The sequence below is a fragment of the Paracoccus benzoatiresistens genome (assembly GCF_026913015.1).
GTDB classification, from domain to species: domain Bacteria; phylum Pseudomonadota; class Alphaproteobacteria; order Rhodobacterales; family Rhodobacteraceae; genus Paracoccus; species Paracoccus benzoatiresistens.
This window is the reverse complement of sequence record NZ_JAPTYD010000034.1, coordinates 14,296-38,768: the sequence shown is the minus strand read 5'-3', so window position 1 is coordinate 38,768 and position 24,473 is coordinate 14,296. Positions and strand designations below refer to the sequence as shown.

12 protein-coding genes and 1 pseudogene are annotated in these 24,473 nt (G+C 61.0%); 6 read left to right on the top strand and 7 right to left on the bottom strand.

The features are described 5' to 3' along the window. Positions 1–80: 80 nt before the first annotated feature. Positions 81–323: pseudogene (locus tag OU682_RS24145) on the top strand (helix-turn-helix domain-containing protein); the annotation flags it as partial. Here the strand turns inward: OU682_RS24145 and tnpC are convergent. The 3 genes from tnpC to tnpA all read right to left on the bottom strand — a co-directional run bounded on the left by tnpC (position 276) and on the right by tnpA (position 2,693). Continuing rightward, positions 276–1,904, bottom strand: a complete 1,629-nt coding sequence (gene tnpC, locus OU682_RS17115) for an IS66 family transposase (RefSeq protein WP_329609823.1) — start codon at positions 1,902–1,904, stop codon at positions 276–278. The pseudogene OU682_RS24145 and the gene tnpC sit on opposite strands and share 48 nt — an antisense overlap. An 88-nt stretch (positions 1,905–1,992) precedes the next feature. Further along, complete coding sequence (gene tnpB, locus OU682_RS17110; RefSeq protein WP_268943401.1) at positions 1,993–2,343, bottom strand: IS66 family insertion sequence element accessory protein TnpB; 351 nt, start codon at positions 2,341–2,343, stop codon at positions 1,993–1,995. Further along, positions 2,340–2,693 (bottom strand): IS66-like element accessory protein TnpA, encoded by a 354-nt coding sequence (gene tnpA / locus OU682_RS17105; protein ID WP_268943403.1) that lies wholly within the window; start codon positions 2,691–2,693, stop codon positions 2,340–2,342. Before tnpA ends, tnpB begins: the two co-directional genes overlap by 4 nt. A 1,873-nt stretch (positions 2,694–4,566) precedes the next feature. Here tnpA and OU682_RS17100 point away from each other — a divergent pair. The 4 genes from OU682_RS17100 (at position 4,567) to OU682_RS17085 (ending at position 18,130) form a co-directional block, all read left to right on the top strand. Next, entirely contained in the window at positions 4,567–5,985 is a 1,419-nt protein-coding gene (locus tag OU682_RS17100; RefSeq protein ID WP_268943400.1) for a hypothetical protein, read from the top strand. Positions 5,986–6,073: 88 nt separating this feature from the next. Further along, complete coding sequence (locus OU682_RS17095) at positions 6,074–12,499, top strand: type I polyketide synthase (protein WP_268943399.1); 6,426 nt, start codon at positions 6,074–6,076, stop codon at positions 12,497–12,499. 1 nt (position 12,500) lies between these two features. Then, the gene (locus tag OU682_RS17090) at positions 12,501–13,448 is read left to right on the top strand and encodes a glycosyltransferase family 2 protein (RefSeq protein ID WP_268943398.1); all 948 of its coding nucleotides are present in this window, start codon (positions 12,501–12,503) and stop codon (positions 13,446–13,448) included. Between the two features lie 2 nt (positions 13,449–13,450). Then, positions 13,451–18,130, top strand: coding sequence for a MupA/Atu3671 family FMN-dependent luciferase-like monooxygenase (locus tag OU682_RS17085; RefSeq protein ID WP_268943397.1), 4,680 nt, complete (start codon positions 13,451–13,453; stop codon positions 18,128–18,130). Positions 18,131–18,159: 29 nt separating this feature from the next. Here the strand turns inward: OU682_RS17085 and OU682_RS17080 are convergent, their stop codons facing one another. Next, positions 18,160–19,374 carry a glycosyltransferase gene (locus OU682_RS17080; protein WP_268943396.1) on the bottom strand — a complete coding sequence of 405 codons (1,215 nt, stop codon included), beginning with the start codon at positions 19,372–19,374 and terminating at the stop codon, positions 18,160–18,162. Between the two features lie 127 nt (positions 19,375–19,501). On the opposite strand from OU682_RS17080, the gene OU682_RS17075 reads away from it, so the two are divergent. Next, positions 19,502–20,836 carry an oligosaccharide flippase family protein gene (locus OU682_RS17075; RefSeq protein ID WP_268943395.1) on the top strand — a complete coding sequence of 445 codons (1,335 nt, stop codon included), beginning with the start codon at positions 19,502–19,504 and terminating at the stop codon, positions 20,834–20,836. A gap of 376 nt (positions 20,837–21,212) precedes the next feature. Here OU682_RS17075 and OU682_RS17070 read toward each other — a convergent pair whose 3' ends face one another. The 3 genes from OU682_RS17070 to OU682_RS17060 form a co-directional block, all read right to left on the bottom strand. Further along, the gene (locus OU682_RS17070) at positions 21,213–21,908 is read right to left on the bottom strand and encodes a sugar transferase (protein WP_268943394.1); all 696 of its coding nucleotides are present in this window, start codon (positions 21,906–21,908) and stop codon (positions 21,213–21,215) included. A gap of 532 nt (positions 21,909–22,440) precedes the next feature. Further along, on the bottom strand, positions 22,441–23,277 hold the full coding sequence (locus tag OU682_RS17065) for a glycosyltransferase family 2 protein (protein ID WP_268943393.1): 837 nt from the start codon (positions 23,275–23,277) through the stop codon (positions 22,441–22,443). Between the two features lie 3 nt (positions 23,278–23,280). Beyond that, positions 23,281–24,258 (bottom strand): glycosyltransferase family A protein, encoded by a 978-nt coding sequence (locus OU682_RS17060; protein ID WP_268943392.1) that lies wholly within the window; start codon positions 24,256–24,258, stop codon positions 23,281–23,283. Between the last annotated feature and the right edge of the window lie 215 nt (positions 24,259–24,473).

Below are 24,473 nucleotides of genomic sequence, written 5' to 3'. Positions count from 1 at the left end.
CCCTGACCGCGAAACCAGCGTCCCTGAGATCAGAGACGTCGCATGAAATCGGCGGACAACTACCTTGATAAACACCGGTGATGCGTAGCATGGCGGGCCGTTGGTCTGACGAGCATATCGCCGCGTCGCTCAATCGGATGGGCCTGCCAACCGGACAAGGCAAAACCTGGACAGCGCGCCGCGTCGCGTCCGTTCGCCGTGTTCGCGGCATCCATGCCTACCGATCCGCTGAAAAGGATGGCGAATGGCTCACCATGACGGAGGCGGCAAAGGCCTTAGGCGTCACAAACCATGCGATACGGCGCCTTATCAAGTCCGGCATCCTTCCGGCCGTGCAGGTTGTCCCCGGTGCGCCTTATCAGATCCGTACCGACGACTTGGCGTCGGAGGCGGTCAGAACTGCCGCGGCCCGAAAAGGTCGCCCGCGTCGCATCATCGACTCGGACACACTTCCAATGTTTACAGACACTTGAATAAGGAGTGCATAATGAAACCCGCCTCGCTACCCCTCGCAGCGACCGCTCGGCGGCATTGTTCGTCAGGCACACCCTGCCGTCCTCAAGGAAACGGGTAAAGCCGGGCCAGTGGTCGCGCGACAGCAGATAGTCGATCGCCTTTGCGACCTTCGCATGTTTGGAAAGCAAGGCCCGCTGACCACGCAGCCAAGCCTCCAGGTCCAGGACCAGGGGAGCAGAGAGCTGCTGGCGCATCGCGAGCCGGGCGGCCGGGGCTTGGCCGCTGATGTCACGCTCGATATCGAAGAGCGCATCGATGCGCTGCACCGCCTCGAGGGCAATGGGCGAGATTTCCTTGGGCGACTTACCCTTGCGCAGGTTGCTTTCCACATCCGCCAGTTCGAAGAACTTCCGCCGGGCATGGCTCCAGCAAAGCGCAGCGGTCACCGGCCCGGGCTGGCGTTTTGGATCATAAAGCCGGTTATAGCCGGCATAGGCATCGGCTTGCAGGATACCGTTCCAACCCTGCAGATGCGCGGTCGGATGTTCGCCCCCGCGATCGGGCGAGAAGCGGAAGACCACGGCAGGCGGCGACGCTCCGGCGAAAGGTCGGTCATCGCGGACATAGGTCCAGAGCCGCGCTGTCTTCGTGCCGCCACGCGCCAGAAGCGGCACGGTGGTGTCATCGCCATGCAGCCGCTGGGCGGCCATCACATGCGCCTCGAGCAGCCGGTAGAGCGGTCGCAGCGTCTCGGTCACCGCACCTAGCTGATCGGCAAGGGTCGAGAGGCTGAGATCGACGCCCTCGCGGGCATAGCGCTCGGCCTGGCGGTTCAGCGGCTGATGCTGGCCAAATTTCTCGAAGGCAATCATCGCCAGGAGATTGGGGCCGGCCCACCCGCGCGAGATCGGGTGGAAGGGGGCCGGTGCCTGGCTGATCCTTTCGCAATCCCGGCAGGTGAACTTCTCGCGGACGGTCTGGATGACCTTCCACCGCCGCGGCACCACCTCCAGGGTTTCCGTGATATCCTCGCCCATCTTCACGATGCGCCCCGAGCCACAGCAGCTGCAGGCGATGGGGCCCTCGACCACAACGCGCTCGCGGGGCAGATCGGCCGGGAAGGTCTTCTTCAGCGGGTGGCGGCGCTCAAAGCCTTCGACCCTGCTCGTCTTGCGCCGAGCCTCCTCGGCGCGAATGGCATCCTCGCTGGCCGCAATTTCGAGTTCGGCGAGCTGCAGTTCCAGCTGATCCAGCAGCCGCGCCGTGCGCTCGGCACTCCGGCCATATCGCTCGCGCTTGAGAAGGGCGATCTCCAGCTTGAGTCTTGCGATCACCGCCTCGGAGGTGGAGACCACGGCCTTGTGCTGAACCAGTTCCAGCTTCGCCGCCGAAAGCTCGGCTTCCGCCGTTGCTGCACGGGCCTCGGCCGCGGCAAGCGCGGCCCGCATGAGGGCAAGTTCGGAGGTGTGGATCTGACATGGCCATTGCTACCATGACAGCGTCTTAACGCCAACAAAAACAGGTGTTTTCGAACGATTATCCGATACTGGAAGGCCTCTGGGTCCAGCGAGGATTTCGCCAGTCTATCCCGTCCAGAAGATAACCTAGCTGCGCCGCCGATATGGCCAGAGCCTCGCCTGTGGCTGAACTTGGCCAGACGAATTTGCCTGCCTCGAGACGCTTCACATAAAGGGACATGCCGACCCCGTCATGCCACAGGATCTTCACCTGGTCCGCCTTGCGGCCGCGGAAGCAAAAGAGCTCGCCCCCGAAAGGGTCACGCCCGAGGCCGGCCTGCACCTTCAGCGCCAGGCTGTTCATGCCGCAGCGCATATCTGTCACCCCGCCCGCAATCCACACCTTCGTGCCCGCCGGAAACGCGATCATGCCCGCTCCGCCACGGCAATGAACCGTGCCAGGGCGTCGGAAGAGATTGCCGCCGGAACCACGAGCCGGCGCCCGTTCAGCAATACGATCTCGACCTTCTCGCTGCCCCCGGGGGCAGTCAGAGCCGCCTCGGCTTGGATCTCGTGAAACAGTTCAACCGGCCGAAAGCTCGGCACGGAGCCGCCAAGCTCACCGCGATGATAAAGACGACGCCATTGATAAAGCCCAGACAGTGCGATCCCATGGCGACGCGCCGTAGCCCGAGCGAGGTTCGGACCCGCAAGGCTCTCTTCGACGATCCGGATCTTTTCCGCGACACTGAACCGACGACGGCGGCCCGTGTTCGTCACGTCCAATATTTCCATCATTCCATGCACCGTCCATATGGAGCTCATTATAGACGGTGCAGTAACTGGCCGACCCTTTCATCCAAAGACGGCCCTCGGCGCATGCTTACGATCGGCCTGACCAATGGAACCAAGCAAAGCAAAATGCTTGTTTTGGCGATGTACGGATAACTGGGCCACAGCCGCTCCGTCGTCTTATCGGTTACCTGGTTGCCCCGATACTTTTGGCGAACAACGCTTTGCCCATTATGACGCGTGTTGTCCTTAGTGATTCTCGAACGAATACCGTCCATCTCCTTGTGAACCCGCCCTGGCGGCTTGGCTCAATCAAACCGAACAAGGAAGACGGTACATTTGACGTGCGGATGGTCCACGAAAACGGCCAAGTGTTGACCGGCAACATGGGTGCCGAACTCTTATCGCTGACAAACAGATTCGAGGAATGGTGATCCGCCACCGCGCGCGCCTCTCACCCGCGTGCCTGCCATAACCTGCTGCCGCTCCGGACATCAGATTTGAACCCGGCTGGAGGCACGGCAACCTTCATAACGTGCTGATTTCGGGTGAGGCTCTTATTAACCTATCCAAAAAGGCTAGTTTGTTAACTGAACAACCTCAGGGTACCACAGGATTATTCAATGCTGTTTGTGGGTGTTTTCAATGTGCCAGTGTAAACGTGTTTCTCCTACTCATCCCACTATCTCGCCAGATGACTGGAACCGGATCATCTCAGCGATAGGTGCTTACTCTCACAATCTGGAGTACCGCGAACTCTTGGCGCGACTGGAGCATTTGGCCAAGGCTAAGGGGATCCAGCCTTCATCTCGCCTCCCCTCCTAACAACCCTGGCGGTCCAGCCCCGCTCTGCCATGCACAGTTGTGACTGGCCCTCCCGGCCGGATCCATGACTGCTGAGCGATCCGTTCTTTCGATTAGGACCACCCCTCGCACGCAAGAGAATGAGGAAGAACCAGCAGTCATGGACACGCCCGCGAGGGGAGCATGGTCCCAGCAGGCGCAATTCCGGATGATGTCACTAGATATGCATCCGGGCGTCCTAAGCCGTCAAGGCAGTTTTTTCCTGGATCACGAAAGCCCTGCATGAGGTCCAGAGAGGCAGATAAGCCGGCTAAAAGCATGTCGATATTTCACGAAGACCCTGTCCAGTCATGCGCCTCCAGCACTCGCCTGAAACTCTTGCCATGCAGGCAGATGCCATCCACGAACTTCAAGGCGCGTGCGCCAAAGGTCGCGAGGTGTACCGAGCGCGCGGCTCCGACGTTGACAAAGCAGGGCCGGGTGCCGCTATCACGGATCTGTTCGTCCAGATCCAGGACTTCGCTTCGACGAGACCGAACCGAAGAATCACGGAAAATGCAGGTCACCTTTGACGCCGGTTTGATACGCCTTTCATGCGCTCAGGCCTTCCGGTCTGCAGCATCGCTGCTTGCGGTCAGCATTATGCTGCTTCTGACTCGTTGCTATTCGAGCGATAGGCTTTGCCCGTTCTGGCCGGGCGCCATCGCAACTGGACGCCAAGCAACACGTGAACGCCAGACGATTGGGTTTCCGTCAGCCACTTCGCGAGCAGGCGCGGCGTAGACGTTCGGAAATCCTCGTGGCGACGCAGCCTTTCAAGGTGAACTACCCTCAATGTTGCAAGAGGAAAATGCTGGACCCCAAGGTCCGGTGCCTCCATGAGGCAACAGGGTTAACCATTCCTGCGCAGGCTCTGACAAACCTTCTCGCTGGGCCCTGAACTCAATTCCATCTCTCCGCCCGAAGACTGCAAAGATGACGTGCCTGGCTGCTCGCCTTACTCGAGTAGTCAGTCTATAGCATGATCACTCGCAAGCGGGACAACACGGCACACACCATGGGAAATGCCTTCTCCTACCTCATGCTGGTGAGCTGGCCGATCGTCTCGGCGGTTCTGTTTCAGCGTCTTGAGACACGGTGGGCATTCATCTGGTCGATCCTCGGTGCCTACATGCTCCTCTCGCCGCTGACCTCTATTGCATTGCCGGTCATTCCAGATCTTGGCAAGGATTCCATTTCCACTGGAGCGGCGGCGCTGCTGGCGATGGTCGCAGGCTATCGCGTCTTCGGGTTGCCCCGCAGTCCGATGCTGAAGGTAATGATCTCCGTCTTCATCCTGTGGCCCTGGGTGACGATGCTTGGAAATCCCGAGCCGCTGGTGGAGGGCAGGAGCTATCGCCCAGGATTGACACCCTATGATACGCTCTCGACCATGATCGGGCAGGCTTTCATCTTACTGCCGTTCCTGGCTGCCCGCAGCGTTCTGTGCTCGCCGGGAAGCGAGCGGCTGATGCTGCGCGGACTCATGATCGGGGGGCTCGTCTATTCCTTACCCATGCTGGTCGAGGTGAGGCTAAGTCCTCAGATCAATGTCTGGATCTATGGCTATTTTGCGCACGACTTCAGTCAGATGATCCGCTATGGTGGGTTCCGCCCCATGGTGTTCATGAATCATGGCCTCTGGGTTGCACTGTTCACGTTCTCGGCGCTCGCCTCTGCGGCCTCATTGGCGAGAAACCATGGTTTCCGTCGCAAGATGCTGCTCGCGGCTGTATGGCTTGGAGTGATGCTGCTTCTCTGCAAAAGCATGGCCCCGATCCTTTATGCGGTGATCGCCCTACCCCTTTTGCTTCTGGCCCCGCCCAGGCTGATGCTTGCCGTGGCGACCGTGCTTGCCGCGACGGTATTGGTGTTCCCCCTGCTGCGCCTGGCTGGTCTGATACCTGTCGAGCAGGTGACGGCCGCCGCCTTGGCGATTGACGCTGAGAGGGCTGCATCACTGATCTTCCGTTTGCACAATGAAGGCATTCTGTTGGAGCGGGCGGCCGAGAAGCTCTGGACAGGGTGGGGAGGGTACGGTCGTAATCTCCTCATCGACCCTATAAGCGGTGCGTATGAAACGATTGCGGATGGCCGCTGGATCATCACACTCGGCGTTGCAGGACTACCAGGCTACATCGCGGAGTTCGGACTGTTCACACTTCCGGTTATCGCCGCCTGGCGCACGCGTGCGGCGCGGGACGAGCCCATGCTGGCGTCGTTGGTGCTGATGCACGCTTTGATGCTGATCGACCTGATCCCGAATGCGACCATCACGCCATTGACCTTCCTGCTGTCCGGATTGATTGTCGGCCGTGTGGAGCAGTTGCGCCACATGTCGGCGACAAGCGCCCCCAAGCGCGCTGGCGTCGAGTCCGATCCAAAGGCTTTGCCAGCTGCCGTCGGCCGGGCTCCGGGACTGCAAACTATCCTGTAAACTTGTCCTTTCCGACTATTGGTGAAACGTCGCGCATGAGGTTACGTTAGGCGCGCTCTCTGCGTTTTATTATAGTGCGGTAATTCAAGTGACGATTTCCGATTCCTCCTCTTCCCTCAATTCCGTTGGTGATATTGCGATTGTAGGCATGGCGCTCCAGGTGCCTGGCGCCCTGAACCCCGGTAAATTCTGGACAAACCTGCGGAACGGTGTCGAATCGATCACGCGCCTTTCGCCCGCGCAATTGCTCGAGCGCGGAGAGGTGCATGCCCGGATTGGCGATCCCCGCTACGTGCCTGCCTCTGCCATTCTGGAAGGATTCGACAGCTTCGACGCAGATTTCTTCGGGCTCAGCCCTAAGGACGCAGCGATCATGGATCCGCAGCACCGCAAGTTCCTCGAATGCTGCTGGCAGGCAATCGAGGACGCGGGCCACACGCCGGAAAGCCTGGGCCCGACCGGCGTCTTCGGTGGCTGCGGCATGGGAAGCTATTTCTACTTCAACGTGATGACAAACCGTGAGCTGGTGGACAACACCGGCACGTTCCTGCTGCGCCATACCGGCAATGACAAGGATTTCCTCGCCACCCGGGTCAGCCACATCTTCGACCTGCGCGGTCCCTCGATAAACGTGCAGACGGCTTGTTCCACGTCACTTGTCGCGGTGCACCAGGCCTGCCAGTCTCTGCTGAACGGCGAATGCGACGCCGCCTTGGCAGGAGGGGTGACCATCGAACTGCCGCATGGCCGCGGTTATATCTACAATCCTAACGAGATTCTGTCCCCCGACGGCCATTGCCATGCCTTCGATCACCGCGCCCAGGGAACAGTGTTCGGGAGTGGTGCATCTGCCGTCCTCCTCCGGCGACTGGAGGATGCTGTCCGGGATCGGGATCATATCTGGGCCGTCATCAAGGGCACGGCCGTCAACAACGACGGAGCAGACAAGGCGGGCTATCTTGCGCCCAGTGTCGGCGGTCAGGCTCAGGCTGTCGTCGAGGCGCATCATGCCGCCGGGATCGGGGGTGACGGGATCGACTATGTCGAATGCCACGGCACCGGGACGGCGCTCGGCGATCCGATCGAGGTTGCGGCCCTGACGGAGGCCTTTGCACGAACGGCGCGCGGGCCGGCCCGCGCGCGGATTGGCTCGGTCAAGACCAATATCGGCCATCTCGACACGGCCGCCGGCGCGGTCGGCCTCATCAAGGTGGCCCTGTCGCTGCATCACGGAGAGATGCCGCCCAGTCTCGGTTATGAGGCGCCAAACCCGGCGATTGATTTCGAGGCATCGCCTTTCACGGTCAACGACCAGCTGACGCCTTTTGCCGACCATGGGAGACCACGGCGCGCGGCAGTGAATTCGCTGGGGGTCGGTGGGACCAACGCCCATGCGGTGCTCGAGGCAGCCCCGCCCCGCCAGGACAGCACAGAGTCAGACTGGCCGTTCCAGTTGCTCGTGCTTTCGGGTCGCAGCCGAGCGGCGCTCGATGGCAATGCCGCCGCCTTGGCAGAATATCTGCGTAAAAATCCCGAAGTGCATCTCGCCGATGTCGCCTGGACGCTGAAAGAAGGCCGCCGCCATTTCAACATGCGCCGGGTTCTGGTTGCGCGCGATGCGGCAAGCGCGGCGGAGTTGCTGGAGTCTGCCGACAGCCGGCGCGTTTTCAACCACGACCTTGTTGCAAGCGGGGGAGCGTCCGTCGCGTTCCTGTTCCCTGGCGGCGGCGCGCAATACGCGGGGATGGCGCGCGATCTTTATGCGACCGAACCGGAATTTCGCGATTGGATGGACAAGGGACTCGAGACTCTGGGAGGGCTGACTGGCAGCGATCCTCGTCCGTTGTGGCTGCCCGATCACGGGCAGGAGCCGGAAGCGAACACCGCGCTGACCCAGCCGTCGGTTCAGTTGCCGCTGCTGTTCATAACCGAATACGCACTGGCCCGGCTGTTCATGTCATGGGGTGTTCAGCCCTCGGCTCTGGGCGGGCACTCGATGGGCGAGAACACGGCAGCCTGTCTCGCAGGCGTGTTTTCGTTTGAGCATGCGATCCGGCTGGTACTGCTCCGTGGGCAACTCTTCGATCGTGTCGCGGCCGGTGGCATGCTCAGCGTTTCGCTCCCCGCCGCAGAGGCTATGGCCGAGGCAGGGGAGGGACTGGACCTGGCCGCGGTTAATGGACCCTCGCTCAGCGTTCTGTCAGGCCCGCTCGAGCATGTGGATGCCTTGCAGGAGTTGTTGACCGGGCGAGAGATTGAATGCCAGCGCATCGCCATCGACATTGCTGCGCATTCGCGAATGCTCGAGCCGATCCTCGAGGAATGGCGAGCCTTTCTTTGCTCGATCCCCCTGTCAGCACCGACGATTCCAGTGGTCTCCAACCAAACCGGAACATGGCTGACAGCGGATCAGGCGACCGATCCGGAATACTGGGTGGCGCATCTCCGCGGCACCGTCAACTTTGCGGCCTGCGCCGCCACATTAAAGGAGGATCCCGCACGGATCATCCTGGAGGTCGGGCCGGGGCGCGCGATGAGCGCGCTGTCCCAAGCCAATGGTGTCCCCGCGAACAGGGTTATCAGCGCATTGCGGCATCGTGATCATGCCATTGCAGATGATGAGTGGTTCGTGCTTGCACTGGGACGCCTTTGGGCAACCGGAGTTCCGGTCGATTGGACGCCGCTCTGGGGCGAGGCTGCACGCAATCGCCTTCCTCTGCCGACCTACGCCTTCCAATCGCGGCGCTACTTCATCGAAGCGTCCGCTCCCCGAGTGGACGAGGGTGCGGATCTGCCGATGCGGCGCGAGGATCTGGCTGATTGGGGCTGGCGGCCGGTCTGGCGGCAAAGCGCGCCCGACATCGAGATCGGTCCTGACGGCAGGTCCGTTCCAACGGGCGCTGCGATCAACTGGCTGGTCTTCATCGACGAGTCGGGCCTAGGCCAAGCGGTGGTGGAACGGCTGCGCGCCCATGGCCAATCGGTTGTGGAAGTTGTTGCAGGTGATGGCTATGCCGAACTTGGACCGGACCGCTTCCAAATCTCGCCAGAGCTAGGTCGCCGGGACGTGGATTTGCTGATCGCTGCGCTGATGTTGCAAAATCGCCTGCCAGACCGGGTGGCGCATCTTTGGCTGGCCGATCCTCGCCAAACGGCACGTGCAGGATCGAGCCTGTTCCACCGCCACCTTGAGCTGGGCTTCTACAACCTCCTTTACCTGCTGCAGGCCTTGGGCGACGAAGGGGCAGAAAAGCCACTGCAGCTTGTCGTCGTGACCACTGGCGCGCTGGCCGTGACCAAGGAACCGGTACCGTTCCCGGAAAATGCCTTGGCGTTCGGTCCGGTGGCGGTCGGTCCGCGAGAGTTCGACTGGCTGACTGCGCGGCTGGTCGATATTGACTGTGCCGCAGACATGACTGCGGGCTTCAAGGATTTGGCCGATCGGCTGGTTGAGGATCTGCTGGCCAGTGACGGACCGCGCATTGCTGCCTGGAGGGGTGGAAGGCGCTTTGCGCGCAGCTGGGTCCATGCGCCGCTTCCCGAGGTTGACGACCACAACGAGGTGCCGGAGGGCGCTGTGGTTCTGATCACCGGAGGGCTGGGAGGCATCGGCCTGACGCTTGGCACGGACCTCGCTCGACGGCGAGGCGCACGTGTCGCGCTGCTGGGCCGGACGTCGCTTCCGCCCGAAGCAGAATGGGAGAGCCTTGTTGGGGTCGACCCAGCCTCGACGCTCGCGCTCCGCCTTGCGGCCTTGCGCGATCTGCGAAGCGAAGGGGCGGAGGTGATTACCGTCACTGGCGATGTGGCAGATCGAGAATCGCTTGCAGCCGCCGTGAGCGAGATTGAACAGCGGCTTGGCCCGGTCGAGGTGTTGCTCCATGCTGCAGGGCATGTCGATGATGGCCCGCTGCTGACCAAAACCGAGCGCGAGATCGAGGACGTGTTCGCGGCTAAGGTTCATGGCAGCCGGGCGCTGCTGGATGTGTTTGCAGCAAGGCCGCTGAAGCTGACGGTATTATTCTCTTCGACCAGCACGACGATCACACCCGCCGGGCAGGTCGACTACGTGGCAGCAAACAAATACCTGAACGCTCTGGCCTCTGCTCAGCCTGCTGCCTTTGGCCACACAGTTGCCGTGAACTGGGGGATCTGGGCCGATACAGGCATGGCCGCAGCCGCGCTTTCGCGCACGACCAAACAAGAGCGCAGCCTGGTGTCAGGTTCGCCATTGCTGAGCACTCGGATCGATCAGCAGAGCGCAACCAGCTTCGAGATTATACTTTCCGCTGATGACTGGATCATTGGGGAACACCGCTTCCGTACAAGCGGCCATGCCCTGCTGCCCGGCACTGGGGTTCTCGAGATCGCGGCAGAAGCTGTCGCAGCTGTCGGAGGACATGCCCCCTATTCCCTGGAGGATGTGACGTTCCTCAGCCCTTTCGCCTTGGCCGACGGCGAACGCAGAGGCCTGCGGATCAACCTCGTGCCAGAGGGCGACGGGCAGCACTTCGAAATTCTCGGCACGACCAGCGAGACTGGCGTTCGCCTCCGCACTGCAAGGGGGCGGATTACGGGTGTCGAGGCGCCTGCCGTGCCTCGCATCGAACCGGCCGTACTGGCGGCGCGGATGCCACACGAAGTCGCGGATCGTGGGCATCCTCTTAGGTCTGCGCAGGAAGACGTCCTTGACTTTGGCGCGCGCTGGAGGGTGCTTCGCAGCTATCGGTTGGGAAAGTCGGAGGGGCTGGCAAGGCTGTCCCTTTCCGAAGCCGGGCAAGCCGATCTCGCGGCAGGCTGGATACTCCATCCGGCGCTGATGGACATCGCCACGGGCTGGGCAATGGAACTCATCGAGGGGTGGTCGCCACAGTCGCTGTGGGTTCCAGTATCCTATGAGCGCGTCATCGTACGTGCGTCGCTTCCCGCCCAAGTCGTAAGTTGGGTACGCAATGCCGACCGGAACCATGCCGAAGACGGCTTTGCTCGCTTCGACATCACCATCGCGAACCCGGACGGCGAGGTGCTGGTCGAAGCCCAGGGGCTGACGCTCCGCCGGATCAGCAATGCTGCCGATGTGTTGTCGGCCGCCGGTCGATTGGTCCGCGATCCCGCCGTTGGCCTCGAGCAGGATCCAGGCCGCCGGCGACTGGCCCATAGCCTTTCACAGGGTATCTCGCAGGAGCGTGGTCCCGAGGCATTTCGCCGTGCGCTCGCGGCGCGTCACAATGTGATTGCCGTGTCCAGCATGGATCTTTCCGAACTCAGGGCCGAGGCTGACGCCGCTTCGCGCGCCAGCGCCTCTTCAAATGGCACGCCGGGATTCGAGCGGCCCGACCTGAAAAATGCCATGGTCGAGCCACGCAACGATCTCGAACGCGCACTCGCCGGTTATTGGCGTGAGCTTCTGGGCGTGTCAGCCGTGGGTGTTGAGGATAGTTTCTTCGACTTGGGAGGGCACTCGCTCCTGGCCGTTCGGTTGTTTGCAATGATCCGCCGCAACTATGGCGCTGACCTGCCGATTTCAACACTGTTCGAGGCTCCGACTATCGCACAGATCGCCGCAAGACTCGTTGCCGAGACAGGTGTCGATCCCACATCGGATGAACAGGTCGACCAACGGCCGCGTCTTGTCGCAGTCGCGCCTGCTTCCCGCTTTACGCATCTGGTGCCAATGAACGGGGGGGCGCCGGGGCCTGGACTGCCGTTCTTCATCGTCGCTGGGATGTTCGGCAACGTGTTGAACCTCCGCTCGTTGGCTCAACGACTTTCGGCCGACCGGCCAGTATACGGGCTACAGGCACGGGGGCTTTATGGTGAAGACGCGCCGCATGAAAGCTTTGCCGATGCGGCAGCCAGCTGCATCAGGGAAATGCGGCAGGTGCAACCTGAAGGGCCCTGGCTCATCGGCGGTTTCTCAGGGGGCGGTCTGACGGCCCTTGAAATTGCCCGACAGCTCGCTGCGGAGGGCGAGGACATAGGCCGCCTTATCCTTCTGGATACTCCGATCCCGCTACGGCCGGTGCTCAGCCGCCGCGACCGGCTGCTGATCCGGCTGGGGGAGATGCGAGAGCAGAAAGGGGGGTTCGTTGGCGAGTATCTTCGCAAGCGCCGCGAATGGAGAAGCGAACTGCGCCGCCGCGCATCTGGACAGGCACAGCTTGGCGCGCAAAGCTTCCATAACGATGCCATCCATGCCGCCTTCCTGGCCGCGCTGCCGGGTTTCCAGATGCGGGTCTGGGACGGGCCGGTGACGCTTTACCGTCCGCGACTGGATCGTCGCTGGAAGGTGTCTCGCGGACGCTGGGTCAGCACGGCACGGGAATATGTTTCGGCTGACAATGATTGGGGCTCCTGGATGCCGCAACTCGAGGTTTCCGAGGTTCCGGGCGACCACGACTCCATGGTGTTGGAGCCATCGGTCCGCATTCTTGCCTCGCGTATCGCGCAGCAACTGAAGGCTGTCGACGCTCTGAACAGCGGCTCCGATCCGTTGCTACAAGGGGCTGCCTGAGATGCCGGGAACCGTACACACAATCATCCTGAACTGGCGTACGGCCGATATGACGATCCGGGCGCTTGAATATGCCGTTGCCGCGATGAAATCTGTCGAGGGCATGATTACGGTCGTCGACAACAACTCAGGCGATGGCAGCTTCGAGCGGATCGCTTCGTATGCAACCGCCGCAGACTTCGAACGAGTCCATGTCGTGCAATCGGGACACAACGGCGGCTTTGGGGCCGGAAACAACGTCGCGATGTTCAACCCGCTGCCGGAGGGCGGCATGCCGGACTACGTCTATCTTCTCAACTCCGATGCTTTTCCCGAACCCGATGCAATCAGAAAACTGAGGGATTATCTGGACAGCCATCCCCATGTGGGACTTGCGAGCAGCAGGATCGTAGGGACGGACGGAGTAATCCATGAAACGGCATTCCGCTTTCCTTCGGTGGTGAGCGAGTTTGAGGGCGCAAGCCGTACCGGGCCCATAACCTGCCTGCTAAGCCGCTATGTCGTGGTCCTGCCGGTGCCCGAAAGCGCCACCGAGGTAGATTGGGCAGCAGGCGCCAGCCTGATGATGCGCCGCAGCATGCTGGAACGGACTGGGGGCTTCGACGAGAAGTTCTTCCTTTATTTCGAGGAAACAGACCTTTGCCGTCGCGCGAGGCGCGCGGGCTGGCCCACCCATTTTGTGCCCGACAGCGTCGTCACGCATATCGGCTCGGCCAGTACCGGGCTCAAAACCATGTCGCGGCCCCCGAACTACTGGTTCGACTCGCGCCAGCACTACTTCCGCAAGAACCTCGGGGCAGGAGGCGCTCTGGCGGCAAACCTCGCATATATCGCTGGAAGCCTGCTGTTTCACCTGCGCTGCAGGATCGAGCGGCGGCAGGGGCACGATGGCCCCGGACATTTGAGTGCCATCGTCCGGCACGGTTTCTCACCCCGATGCAAGAGGTAATCATGACCCCCCTTAATTTGTTGCTGATCGGCAATGAATCTTTGACTCGGGAATGCGGCCTGCTGGCTGAGGCACGGGGGCATCGGATCGCCGGAGTCGTGACCCGTCACCCGGGAACTGCCACCTGGGCGCGCCAGGCCGGCATTTCCGTCCATGCTCCGGCAAGTTTGCGTGACGGCTCCCTCTTGAGCCTGGACGTGGACTGGATCCTGAGTATCGCGAACCTAAATCTTGTTCCGGATGCGGTCCTGGCGCTCGCTCGGAGGGGAGCGGTAAACTTCCACGACGGGCCGTTGCCACGCTACGCGGGCCTCAATGCTCCTGCTTGGGCACGGATTGCGGATGAGCGGCAGCATGGCATTTCATGGCATCGAATCGAAGGAAACGTTGACGAAGGCCGCGTTCTTGTCCAGCGCCATTTTGCCATAGATCCCGAGGACACGGCGCTGACGCTAAATGCCAAGGCCTGGGAAGCCGGCCGGGAAAGCTTCCCCGAGCTGCTGGGTGCGCTTGAGGCGGACGCACTGGGCATACCGCAAGATTTGTCGAAGCGCAGCCTCTTTCAACGGGCGAGGCGGCCCCGCGCGGCCGGGCGGCTGGACTTCACCCGGCCTGCGGCCGAATTGATAGCGCTTGTGCGCGGCCTTGACCACGGACCCTATGCAAACCCGCTGCTGACAGCAAAGATCGCTCTGGACGGGCGGGTCGTCGCCGTCGGCGCGATCGAACTCGCGTCTGGCGCGGGCATGCCCGGAACGATTTTAGCCTGCGACGACGACGCCATTCTGGTCGCCTGTGGCGACGGTGCGGTGCGGTTGGACCGGCTTGTCCCGGCTGACGGGTGCAAGAATAAGCTTTCTCTCTCGCCCGGTCGTGTCCTGCCGTCGCCGGGAGAAGCCGACACCAAGGCGCTGGATCAGGCCGTGACGAAGGCCGCTGTGCGCGAAGGCTTTTGGCGCCAGCAACTGGTCCGGATCACGCCGGCGATGCTGGAGCTTCTGCCCGAAGCCGAGGAAGCGCAGCCGCGCGAGCTCGAGGTCCTCTTGCCCCGGGCGATCCGGGGCGACGAGGCCGTGGCGCTGTTCGCCGCCGCGCTTGCGCGTACAGCTGATCTGGAGGCACATGATCTGGCGTTTGCCCGAGCCGTGCACCCAGACGTCGCAGGCTACATTTCCGACTGGGTGCCGCTGCATGTGGATACCAGCGATCCTGAGCTGACGCTGGAAGGGCTTGCTCAGCAGATCATTGCGACTCGCGCAACTTTGGAGGGTGCGGGCTGGCTTGCAGACCTGCCCTTGCGGGTGCCTGAGCTTGCGTCGATGCAGCGCCCGCTTGCCTCTGTTGCCGCTGAAGGGGCCACGATCCATGCCCCAGGCCTGACGCTCCGCTTGCCTCACGGTCGAGTCGACCGGCTTGCATTGTCCTTCGATGCGGCCCGGCTTGCGCCCCATACGGTTCAAAGGCTCGCGCGGTTGATGAGCCGTCTTGCCGCCATACCGGCGGATGCGCCCCTTCGCTCGGCCGAGCTGGTGACCCAGGAGGACCGCGCCTGCATTCTGGGACCTTGGAACGACACAGCGAGCGCCCTGGATCCCGTGACAATCGACACCGCCTTTGCCGCCCAGGTGGCGAAGACGCCAGAGGCAACCGCGCTGATCTTCGAAGATCGCAAGCTCAGCTATGCCGAACTCGACCGCCTCTCGAACCGGATCGCCCATGCGCTGAAGGCGCTTGGTGTGGGGCCAGACCGCCCGGTAGGACTGTTCGCCGCCCGCGGTCCTGATATGGTTTCGGGTGCTATCGGCATTCTCAAGGCGGGCGGAGCCTATGTTCCTCTTGACCCCACCTATCCGGCAGATCGTATCGCCCATTACCTCACCGATTCTGGGGCTCCGGTGATCCTGGCGGACGCAGACCTGACAGGACAGCTTCCCGCCCATTCGGCCCGGATACTAACCTTCAGCGATCCCACAATTGCGGCGCAACCGGATACCGCACCCGAGAACGATGCAACCAGTAAAAACCTCGCCTACCTGATCTATACGTCAGGCTCGACTGGAACGCCCAAGGGAGTCATGGTCGAGCACCGTAACGTTGCCAACTTATTTGCCGGCATGGACAACAGAATTCCGCATGCGCATGGTGGCGTCTGGCTTGCCGTGACAAGTCTGTCCTTCGATATCTCGGTCCTGGAAATCTTCTGGACCCTTTCGCGCGGCTTTACCGTGGTGCTGGCAGGCGATGCCATGAAAGGCGCCGTGGGCGGGCATGGCCAGAGTGGCGGCATGGACTTTAGCCTCTACTACTGGGGCAACGACGACGGTGTCGGCTCGCGCAAGTATGACCTGCTGCTGGAAGGTGCCCGCTTTGCGGATGCCCATGGCTTCAAGGCGGTATGGACTCCCGAGCGGCATTTCCACGCCTTCGGCGGCCCCTATCCCAATCCCTCCGTGACAGGTGCGGCGGTTGCGGCGGTCACGAAGAACCTTGCCGTCCGGGCAGGCAGTTGCGTGGCGCCGCTCCACCATCCGGCAAGGATTGCTGAGGAATGGGCAGTCATCGACAACCTGACCGACGGCAAGGCCGGCATTGCCATCGCTTCGGGTTGGCAGCCGGACGACTTTGTGCTGCGTCCCGAGAACACGCCTCCGACCAACAAGAAGGCGATGTTCACAGCGATGGACCAGGTCCGCCGCCTGTGGCGTGGCGAGACGATCGATTTTCCGACTGCGAATGGTGGCACATTCGGCGTGGTGACGCAGCCTCGCCCGGTGTCGAAGGAATTGCCCGTCTGGGTCACTGTTGCGGGAAGCCCGGCCACCTGGGCCGAAGCAGGTCGACATGGTGCAAACGTGCTGACCCATCTCCTGGGACAGAGCATCGCCGACGTGAAACAGCGGATAACCGAATATCATGCGGCTCTGCGCGAGGCAGGACATGATCCAGCCGATTTCACCGTCACCCTGATGTTACACACCTTCCTAACTGATCGGCGTGATGCGGCTATGGAAATCGCGCGCGGACCTATGAAGGACTATCTGCGCGCTGCGGCCGGCTTGGTGAAGCAGTACGCTTGGGCATTTCCTGCCTTCAAGAAGCCGGCAGGGCTAAGCGACCCCATGTCGATCGATCTCAGTATGCTGACCGACGATGAACTGGAAGGAATTCTCGAGTTCGCGTTTCTGCGCTATTTCAACGACAGCGGGCTATTCGGAACGATCGAGGACGCGACCGCCCGCGTAACCGAGCTTCATGACATTGGCGTAACTGAAATCGCCTGCCTGATCGACTACGGCATTCCCACCGCAACGGTGCTGGAGGGCCTGCGGCCCCTTGCCGAACTGGTGCAGCGGGTGAATGCAACCGCCGGGCCCGCGCATGACGACTTTTCCATCGCTGCGCAGATTCGCCGCCATAGGGTGACGCATCTGCAGTGCACGCCCAGCATGGCGCGGCTGCTGGTCGCCGACTCGGCGGCGACACAGGCTATCGGCAGGCTTCAGACGCTGCTCCTTGGCGGCGAGGCGCTGCCGCCGGCATTGCTGGTGGAACTGCAGGCGCTCACCGGCGCTCGCATCCTGAATATGTACGGTCCTACCGAAACGACGATCTGGTCCACCACCGCCGAACTCGGCGCTGGCAACGAGCATGTCACGCTGGGGCGGCCGATCAACAATACGCGCCTCTACGTGCTGGACCAGGACGGCCGGCTCATGCCGCCCGGCGTTTCCGGAGAACTGTGGATCAGCGGGGCGGGCGTCGTGCGTGGCTACTGGAATCGGGCCGACCTAACCGCCGCAGCCTTTCGGCCGGACCCTTTCGTGCTCGATGACAACACCCGGATGTACCGCACAGGCGACCTTGTTCGCTGGACAGAGGAGGGAGTCCTCGAATTCCTGGGCCGCGTGGATCAGCAAGTGAAGCTGCGCGGTCATCGCATCGAACTGGGAGAGATCGAGGCCCGCCTGGAAGTGCAGCCCGGCGTGCGCGAAGCGGCGGTCGTGGCGCGCACCGATGCAGCCGGCAGCATTGCCCTTGTCGCCTTTGCTACCGGCGAGCCCAGCCTCGATCCGGCCGAACTTCGGAAGGCGCTTCGGAGCGTTCTGCCGGAAGTGATGATTCCATCACGAATCATCGTCCTGCCTGAGTTACCTTTGACCCCAAATCGCAAGCTGGATCGCAAGACACTGGCGCGGATGGAGTTGCCGGTTTCGTCAATCGCAGTTCGGGAAACGGCTCCCAGTCTGCCTCCACAAATCTCAGCTCTGGTTGTCGATTCTCCTCGGTCTGAAGACCCTACGGAATTCCAAGCACGGGTGGCCGCGATCTGGGCAAAGGCTCTAGGTCTGGAACGGGTATCATCACGCGACAACTTTTTCGCACTTGGAGGTCACTCGCTACTGGCAGTGCAGGTGCATCGAACCATGAAGACAGACCTTAACCTGCCGCGACTTTCCATCACGGACATCTTCCGCTATCCGGTCCTCGGCGACTTTGCCGCACATGTGAGTGGCAGAGTGTCCGTTCCGGCGAATGGCGCCGCACCACGGCTCTTGCAAAGCGAAGCCTCGAAGACCCCTGCCCCGCAGGAAGCGTTGCCGACACCGGCGCCTCCGCCAACCAGTCAGGCCGAGGGCATGGCCCGCCGCCGTGCCTTACGCCAGCAGGTACACCAGCTTTGACGGACGCGCCGCAGGCGAGGATGTCGAGTTCAGGCTGCTGGCCGAGTGCAGGCGGCGGTGAACAGCGCGCCCAGTTTCTCTGCCTCGGCCGTCACATCGTGATGTGCAAGCACGCGCGCGCGGCCGTTCAGGCCCATTCGAGCCATCACCTCGACCGGAGTTGCGGCGAGGGCAATCATCGCCTCGCAAAGCCCGACTTCATCGCCGGCGGGCACGAGCCAGCCGGTTTCTCCTGGACGAACCAACTCAGGCACGCCGGCAATTGCCGTGCCCAAGACGGGCCGGCCTTGCGCCATCGCTTCCATGATGACCATCGGCAATCCCTCGGCGAAGCTGGGAAGCACAAGCGCATGGCTGGCAGCAAGCTGGCTGCGAACGTCCGCCTCGTCCAGCCAGCCGGTGAGCGTTACTGCATCCTGCAGGCCATGAGTGGTGATCAGGACCTCGATCGCCGGGCGCAACTCTCCTTCGCCAACCAGCGTCAGTCGGATGTCAGCGTGGCGGCGGGCTGCGGCGAGTGCCGGCAGCAAAGCCAGGAAACCCTTTTGCTCGGAGAAACGTCCAATAGCCACCAAGCGGAGTGGTCGGGCAACCGGAAAGGACGGAGGATCGGGAAACCGCGCCGGCTCGATCCCGCAATGAATAACGTGAATACGCTCCCAATGGCGATGATCGACCCAGCGGCAAAGCTGGCTGCGCCCGTAATTGCTGATGGCCACGGCAAAGCGGGCATCTGCCAGCTTTTCGCCCAAACGGAGGGAAAGAGGGGCATCGAACTCCTCAGGGCCATGTGTCGTGAAGCTGTAACCAATACCCGCAAGCCGGGCTGCAAAGCGCGCCACGTCGGTAGAGTTGGTCCCGAAATGTGCGTGGAGGTGTCGAATGCCCAACGCACGCACGCGCTTAGCGACCTGCGCGGCCTCCGCCGCATAGGCGAGATGCCGAACGCCCCTGCGACGCACGGCTTGCAGCACCGCGCGGGTCGCATCGGGAGCATGGACTGCTGCACGCGTGAACTCGAACCCAAGGCGGATCGGGCCTGCCTCCAGGATGCGCTCGGTCCGAGCATGTTCGGCTTGGTCGCCGGGGTCGACCAATTGGGCTGCGTCGCCCCTCATCGCGAAGCGGTGGACCGCCCAGCCTGCAGCCTCAAGTGCCAAAATCTCGCGCCGGATAAAGCTGTGCGAAGGCCGAGGATAGGTATTGATTACATATCCGATCGCAGGACGGTCTCGGCAAGTCATCTTGGTCCTCAGAGAGTTGCAATTTTATATTCGACGGTGAAAGCGGCAAAGTCCATAGAAGCCGCTTCGCCAGACACTAGCTCTGCCCTTTGGACACTCAATCCCGCATAGTTGATTGAACGCTTTGATGAAGCTTATTTCCAGCCTTTCGATGATGTGGCATCGGGACAGCCTGAGTGGCCGGGCGCTACGCAGTTCGACATGGACCAGCGTCGGCTATGTCATGTCACAAGGGATGAGGCTTGCCTCGAACCTGATCCTGACGCGTCTGCTTGTACCCGAGGCGTTTGGGGTCATGGCTTTGGTCACCTCACTCATTGTCGGACTGCAGATGTTCAGCGACATGGGAACCGGTCCGGCCGTGCAGAAAAGCAGGAACGGTGACGAACCGGACTTCCTGGATACAGTCTGGACGGTTCAAGTCGTGCGTGGCCTTGTTCTGACAATACTCGCAACTGTCATTGCGTGGCCCGTGGCGTGGTTTTACGGTGACCCAATCTTTGCGCAAGTCTTTCCCATCGCAGCACTTTCCCTGCTGATCGGAGGCTTCACACCCACCTCGGTGGATACGGCAATGCGGCACCTGCAGGTCGGCCGTTTGACGCGCCTGGAACTACTGACTCAGCTGCTGGGCATCACCGTCACCGTTGCGCTTGCGGCCGTGCTGAGATCGGTTTGGGCGCTGGTCTGGGGTGGGGTAATCGCCAGCGCAATCAACGTGGCGGTCATGCGTTACGGTCTGGGCGGTCGCACCAATAGCTTTCGCTGGGCGTCTGAACCACTGAAGGAACTAAGTGGGTTTGGTCGCTGGATTTTTCTGAGCACGATTTGTGGATTCCTGATCTTTAACGGCGACCGGTTGGTGCTCGGGCGTTACCTGTCTCTTGATGAGCTTGGTATTTATAATATCGCTTACTTCTTGGGGAGCATGCCAATGCTCCTTGGCTCGGCCATCTCGGGGCGGCTGTTCATTCCCCTTTACCGTGACTCTCCGCCTGCAGAGTCACCCGCCAACGCGCATCGCATCGCCGGTATTAGAATGCACCTGTCGGGCTGCCTGCTGTTTATGGTGGCCCTCTTGGCCCTCAGCGGAGAAAGGCTGGTCGATCTGCTGTATGATCCCCGCTATGCTACTGCAGGGATCCTGGTGAAATTGATTGCGCTTATCCAGATACCAGCTCTTGTCATCTTGGGCTACGATGTCATTGCCTTGGCTAAAGGTGACTCTCACCGGCTTTTCGTCCTGCAGGCAATTCGATCTATAATCTATATGACCTGTCTCTTAACAGGCGCACATTTTTGGGGCCTTTATGGGGCTCTTGCTGGTCAGGCAGCTGCCTCGTTGCTCATGTATCCGTTTACGGTAATCATGGTGCGGCACTATGGTGCCTGGCAACCAAAATCAGACTTATTGCTTGGACTGTTCGGGCTCACTGTAGCAGCCATGGTCTGGTTGATCTGAAAGGTGGCAAGCCCAGAGATAAGCGGCGCTTCGCCGAAACGCCTTGCAAAAGACAGTTTCTATGTTCTCAGGAAAATTCTTGCCGTAATATAACACAATAAAAGGGCAGTTCCGTCTTTTTTGCAATCGTAGATGCGGGCAGCTATGACGGTGGCTTTTCTCTTGGCTGCAACAGTATGCGCCATCACAGCAGGTGCGTTGACAGCATGGGCTTTGAGTCTGTGGTTGGGAGTGATCGTTTATATCCTCAGTGGGGCTCTTGTGCTGCTGGTGCTTGGGTCTATCCGCGCGCGATGCACTCGCGAGCAGCCGGAGAACCGCGGCCGTTCCGCGATTTAGACACCTCTTGCGGCCTGCAGAGGTCCCGAGGAGAGGATTAAACTCCGGTTGCGCGCATGACGACGACCACCGTCCGGAGCAGAGTCCGCAAATCGGTCGCGAGGGAGAGCGTCGCGTGGTATTCGGCATCATATGTAGCCCGAGCGGCAAAAGTTGTGCTATGCCGCTCCGATACTTGCCATAAGCCCGTTACACCCGGACGGAGGAGGAAGTATTCGGACCCAGGATACATTGAGCGCTGCTCGACCATCATGGGACGCGGCCCGATCAGGCTCATGTCCCCCCGCAGGACATTGAAAAGCTGTGGCAGTTCATCGAGGGAAGTCCGGCGCAAAAATCGTCCAAAAGGTGTAACCCTTGGATCGTTGTGCAACTTCTGCGTCAATTGCCACTCCTCCCGAGCTTCTTCGTTTGTCGCCAGGTGAGTGGCCAAGCAGGCGTCTGCATCTGGCACCATGGTGCGTAGCTTCCACAGCCTGAACGTTCGACCTCTGTAGCCGACCCGGTCCTGGCTATAGAACGGGTTCGATCGATCTTTGGCTACGACGATCGCCAGTACTGCAATGAGCAACAGGACGAATGGTGCGGCGGCGAGAACAACTGTGATGTCCAAGGCGCGCTTGCCAGCTCGGCGATAGAGTCCTGGAGAGAACGACTGCTCTTGTGAGAACGACTTGGCGTGAGTTGCCTGCGGTGTGACATCCGGAAATTGCAACTCAGAGGGGTGAAACATCGCCGAGAACTCCTGAAACACTGACTAACTAAATTCGGCTTTGTGGCCGACTGTAATTTGAGGACGATTACATATCAAGGCGTTCTTTGGAAGCCCGCAAACTAGATCCTCGTATATTCTTTTCGGCAGCCACCTCATTACCCTCAATCTTAAAGAAAGGATAATGAAACTTTTCAATTTCAGGTTTAACGGAGAGAAGCCGTTTGTGAAGTTGTAGATGCCGGAGCAGGCCTGCTCTCTTTAAATCGCTAACCTCAACGTGATGATAAGGGAGAAACAGCGACTCCACGGCATTCTTTGGCTTGTCGAGGCACCACTCGATCACGTTGCGAAAGAGGTAGAATGTGTGATCTGGTGAGTGCATCCCTGTCGGCACCACCGGGACTCCGTATTTTGCAGAGAACACGAAAGCCGGTCGTTTCGGGCCCGTCCCCTCCTCTGGCGCAACCTTTGTTGCGCCAGAGGGAGAAGCAGGTCGAGGAGGCCTGCAGCTGGGCCAAGATCAAGCACGCAGACTCCGGCGCCCTTGCGTTTAGCGGTTTCGAGCCCAACCACCCCGCCTGCGTCGCAACCGCGTAGCGAGTCCTACGGCCGAGTAAGTCATGAAGCCAAGAGGATCGGCTGCCGCAAGACGGCCAAGCTCCCACCACGCAGGTCGGTCGTCGAAGTTCTGCATCATGTCAGGGTAAAGCCGTGCAAGCTCGCGCATGCCGTCGTCCTGGCGGCCTCGCACCTTTACCAATGCCTGAACCCCTTCACTGATCGGCCAGGAATAGGCGGCATTTACCAGAACCCGCTCTGCAGGTGCAAAAAGACCGCGGACAAAGGCATCATCGGCAATGATTGGAGGAAAGCGGTGCCAACGTCCGCGTCCGGAACTATTAACCGCGAACAGCCCGGCGCCAGAGACTCCGCGAGTCAAGAAGGGCAGATTTTGCCAGAATCCTGCATAACGCCGTGAGATCACTGAAACCGGAGGCGGAACCTGAAGTCTTGCCCCAGCATAAACGGGATAAGGGCAGTCGAGTGCATCAATTACCCCGGCGAGCAGACCGGGACCGCAGAGAATGTCGGCATCGAGATAAAGTCGCGCGGAGGCGCCGGCCTCTTCGTCGCCTTTGTTTAAGGCCTGAATTTTTCCTCCCTCTGCCAATTCCACCACGGTAAGCTGCCAGTTGCGGTTTGCAAACTCATCCTCATGCGCGCGAGCAATGCCGGACGTTTCGTCCCCGCATCCGTTCGGCACGACGACGACCTGCACTCGCCTATCCTCCAGTCCTCTTTGGGAAAGCAGCGAGCGAAGGCAACCGGCTATCCGTGCGGCTTCGTTATTCGCCGGAATGATAACGCTGAGGAAAAACTCGGTCATTGGTCATTTGTACTCGATCAATCCGCGCGCACGGCCAAGCCGCGTACGGCGCACGTAGTATTCGATTGCCCCCATCGCCTCGGGAACCTTACCGAGCGTCATGAACAGCGCCTGTTCGGCTCCTATCCGGCGGCTTAAACGGGCAACTTGCAGCGGATAGACCATCAGCAGCGCGGCGGCCGCCGGAGTGAGCGCCATGGAAGCGAGCACACATGCCGGAAGCACCGCACCCCAGATGAGCGCACGGCGAGTTTCTGCCACCCAGTGTCGTTCGGGACCGCGACCATGCAAGGCTGCACCTTCCGCGAAGGCGTGACCTGCACGCCGCGTGCGAGTCCACCATTGGCCAAAACGGAGCAGCGCGGCGTCGTGGCGCGTCATCTCTGCATTCAGCCGTTCAATTCGCCATCCTGCACGCAAGAGACGTAAACACATTTCGGGTTCTTCGCCGGCGATCAGGTCCTCCCGGTAGCCACCGATTTCCATCAGCGCATCGACGCGCAACATGGCATCTCCTCCGACGGCGCGGACGAATCCAACAGGTGTCGCCCACTCGGCATCAATAAGACGGTTGTAACGGCTGGCCTCGGGCCGAAGCTCCCGTCTGCGCCCCGCCACTGCGGCAAGACTCGGATCAGAAGCAAGCCGTTCCGTTGCCGTTTTGATCCAACCCTCTACGACCTCGCAGTCTCCATCAACGAACTGGACGAAGACAGGCCACCGCCCGTTTCCCGTCAGCTGTGCAAACCCAGCATTTCGTGCACGAGCGGCGGTAAATGGATGCGAAAGGTCAAGCTGCACGACCTCCGCTCCAATTTCCCTAGCCACCTGCACGCTATTATCCGTCGAACCCGAATCGACATAGACCAGCCGGTCTACCTGTCTGACCAGCGAACTCAAGCAAGCCATCAGGCGCTCGCCTTCATTCCGGCCGATGGCCACGGCACCAGTCGTGGGAGGCGGTAGAACTTCAGTTTGCATGTGTCAGTTGTGCTGTCGCTAACTTTGATTTTATCATAATGATCAGATCCAGCCACCCCGTCCAGCCAGACGCTTCGAACGAGATCTGAATGAACATCAGTGCGATCCCATCTGAAACGCCTCAACCTGGCTTTGTTTCATCTGATCCGTCTGATCCCTCACCGCGCCAAATCGACTGGGCGAGCCTTCGGGAACTAGCTCTACCAAGTGCCCGA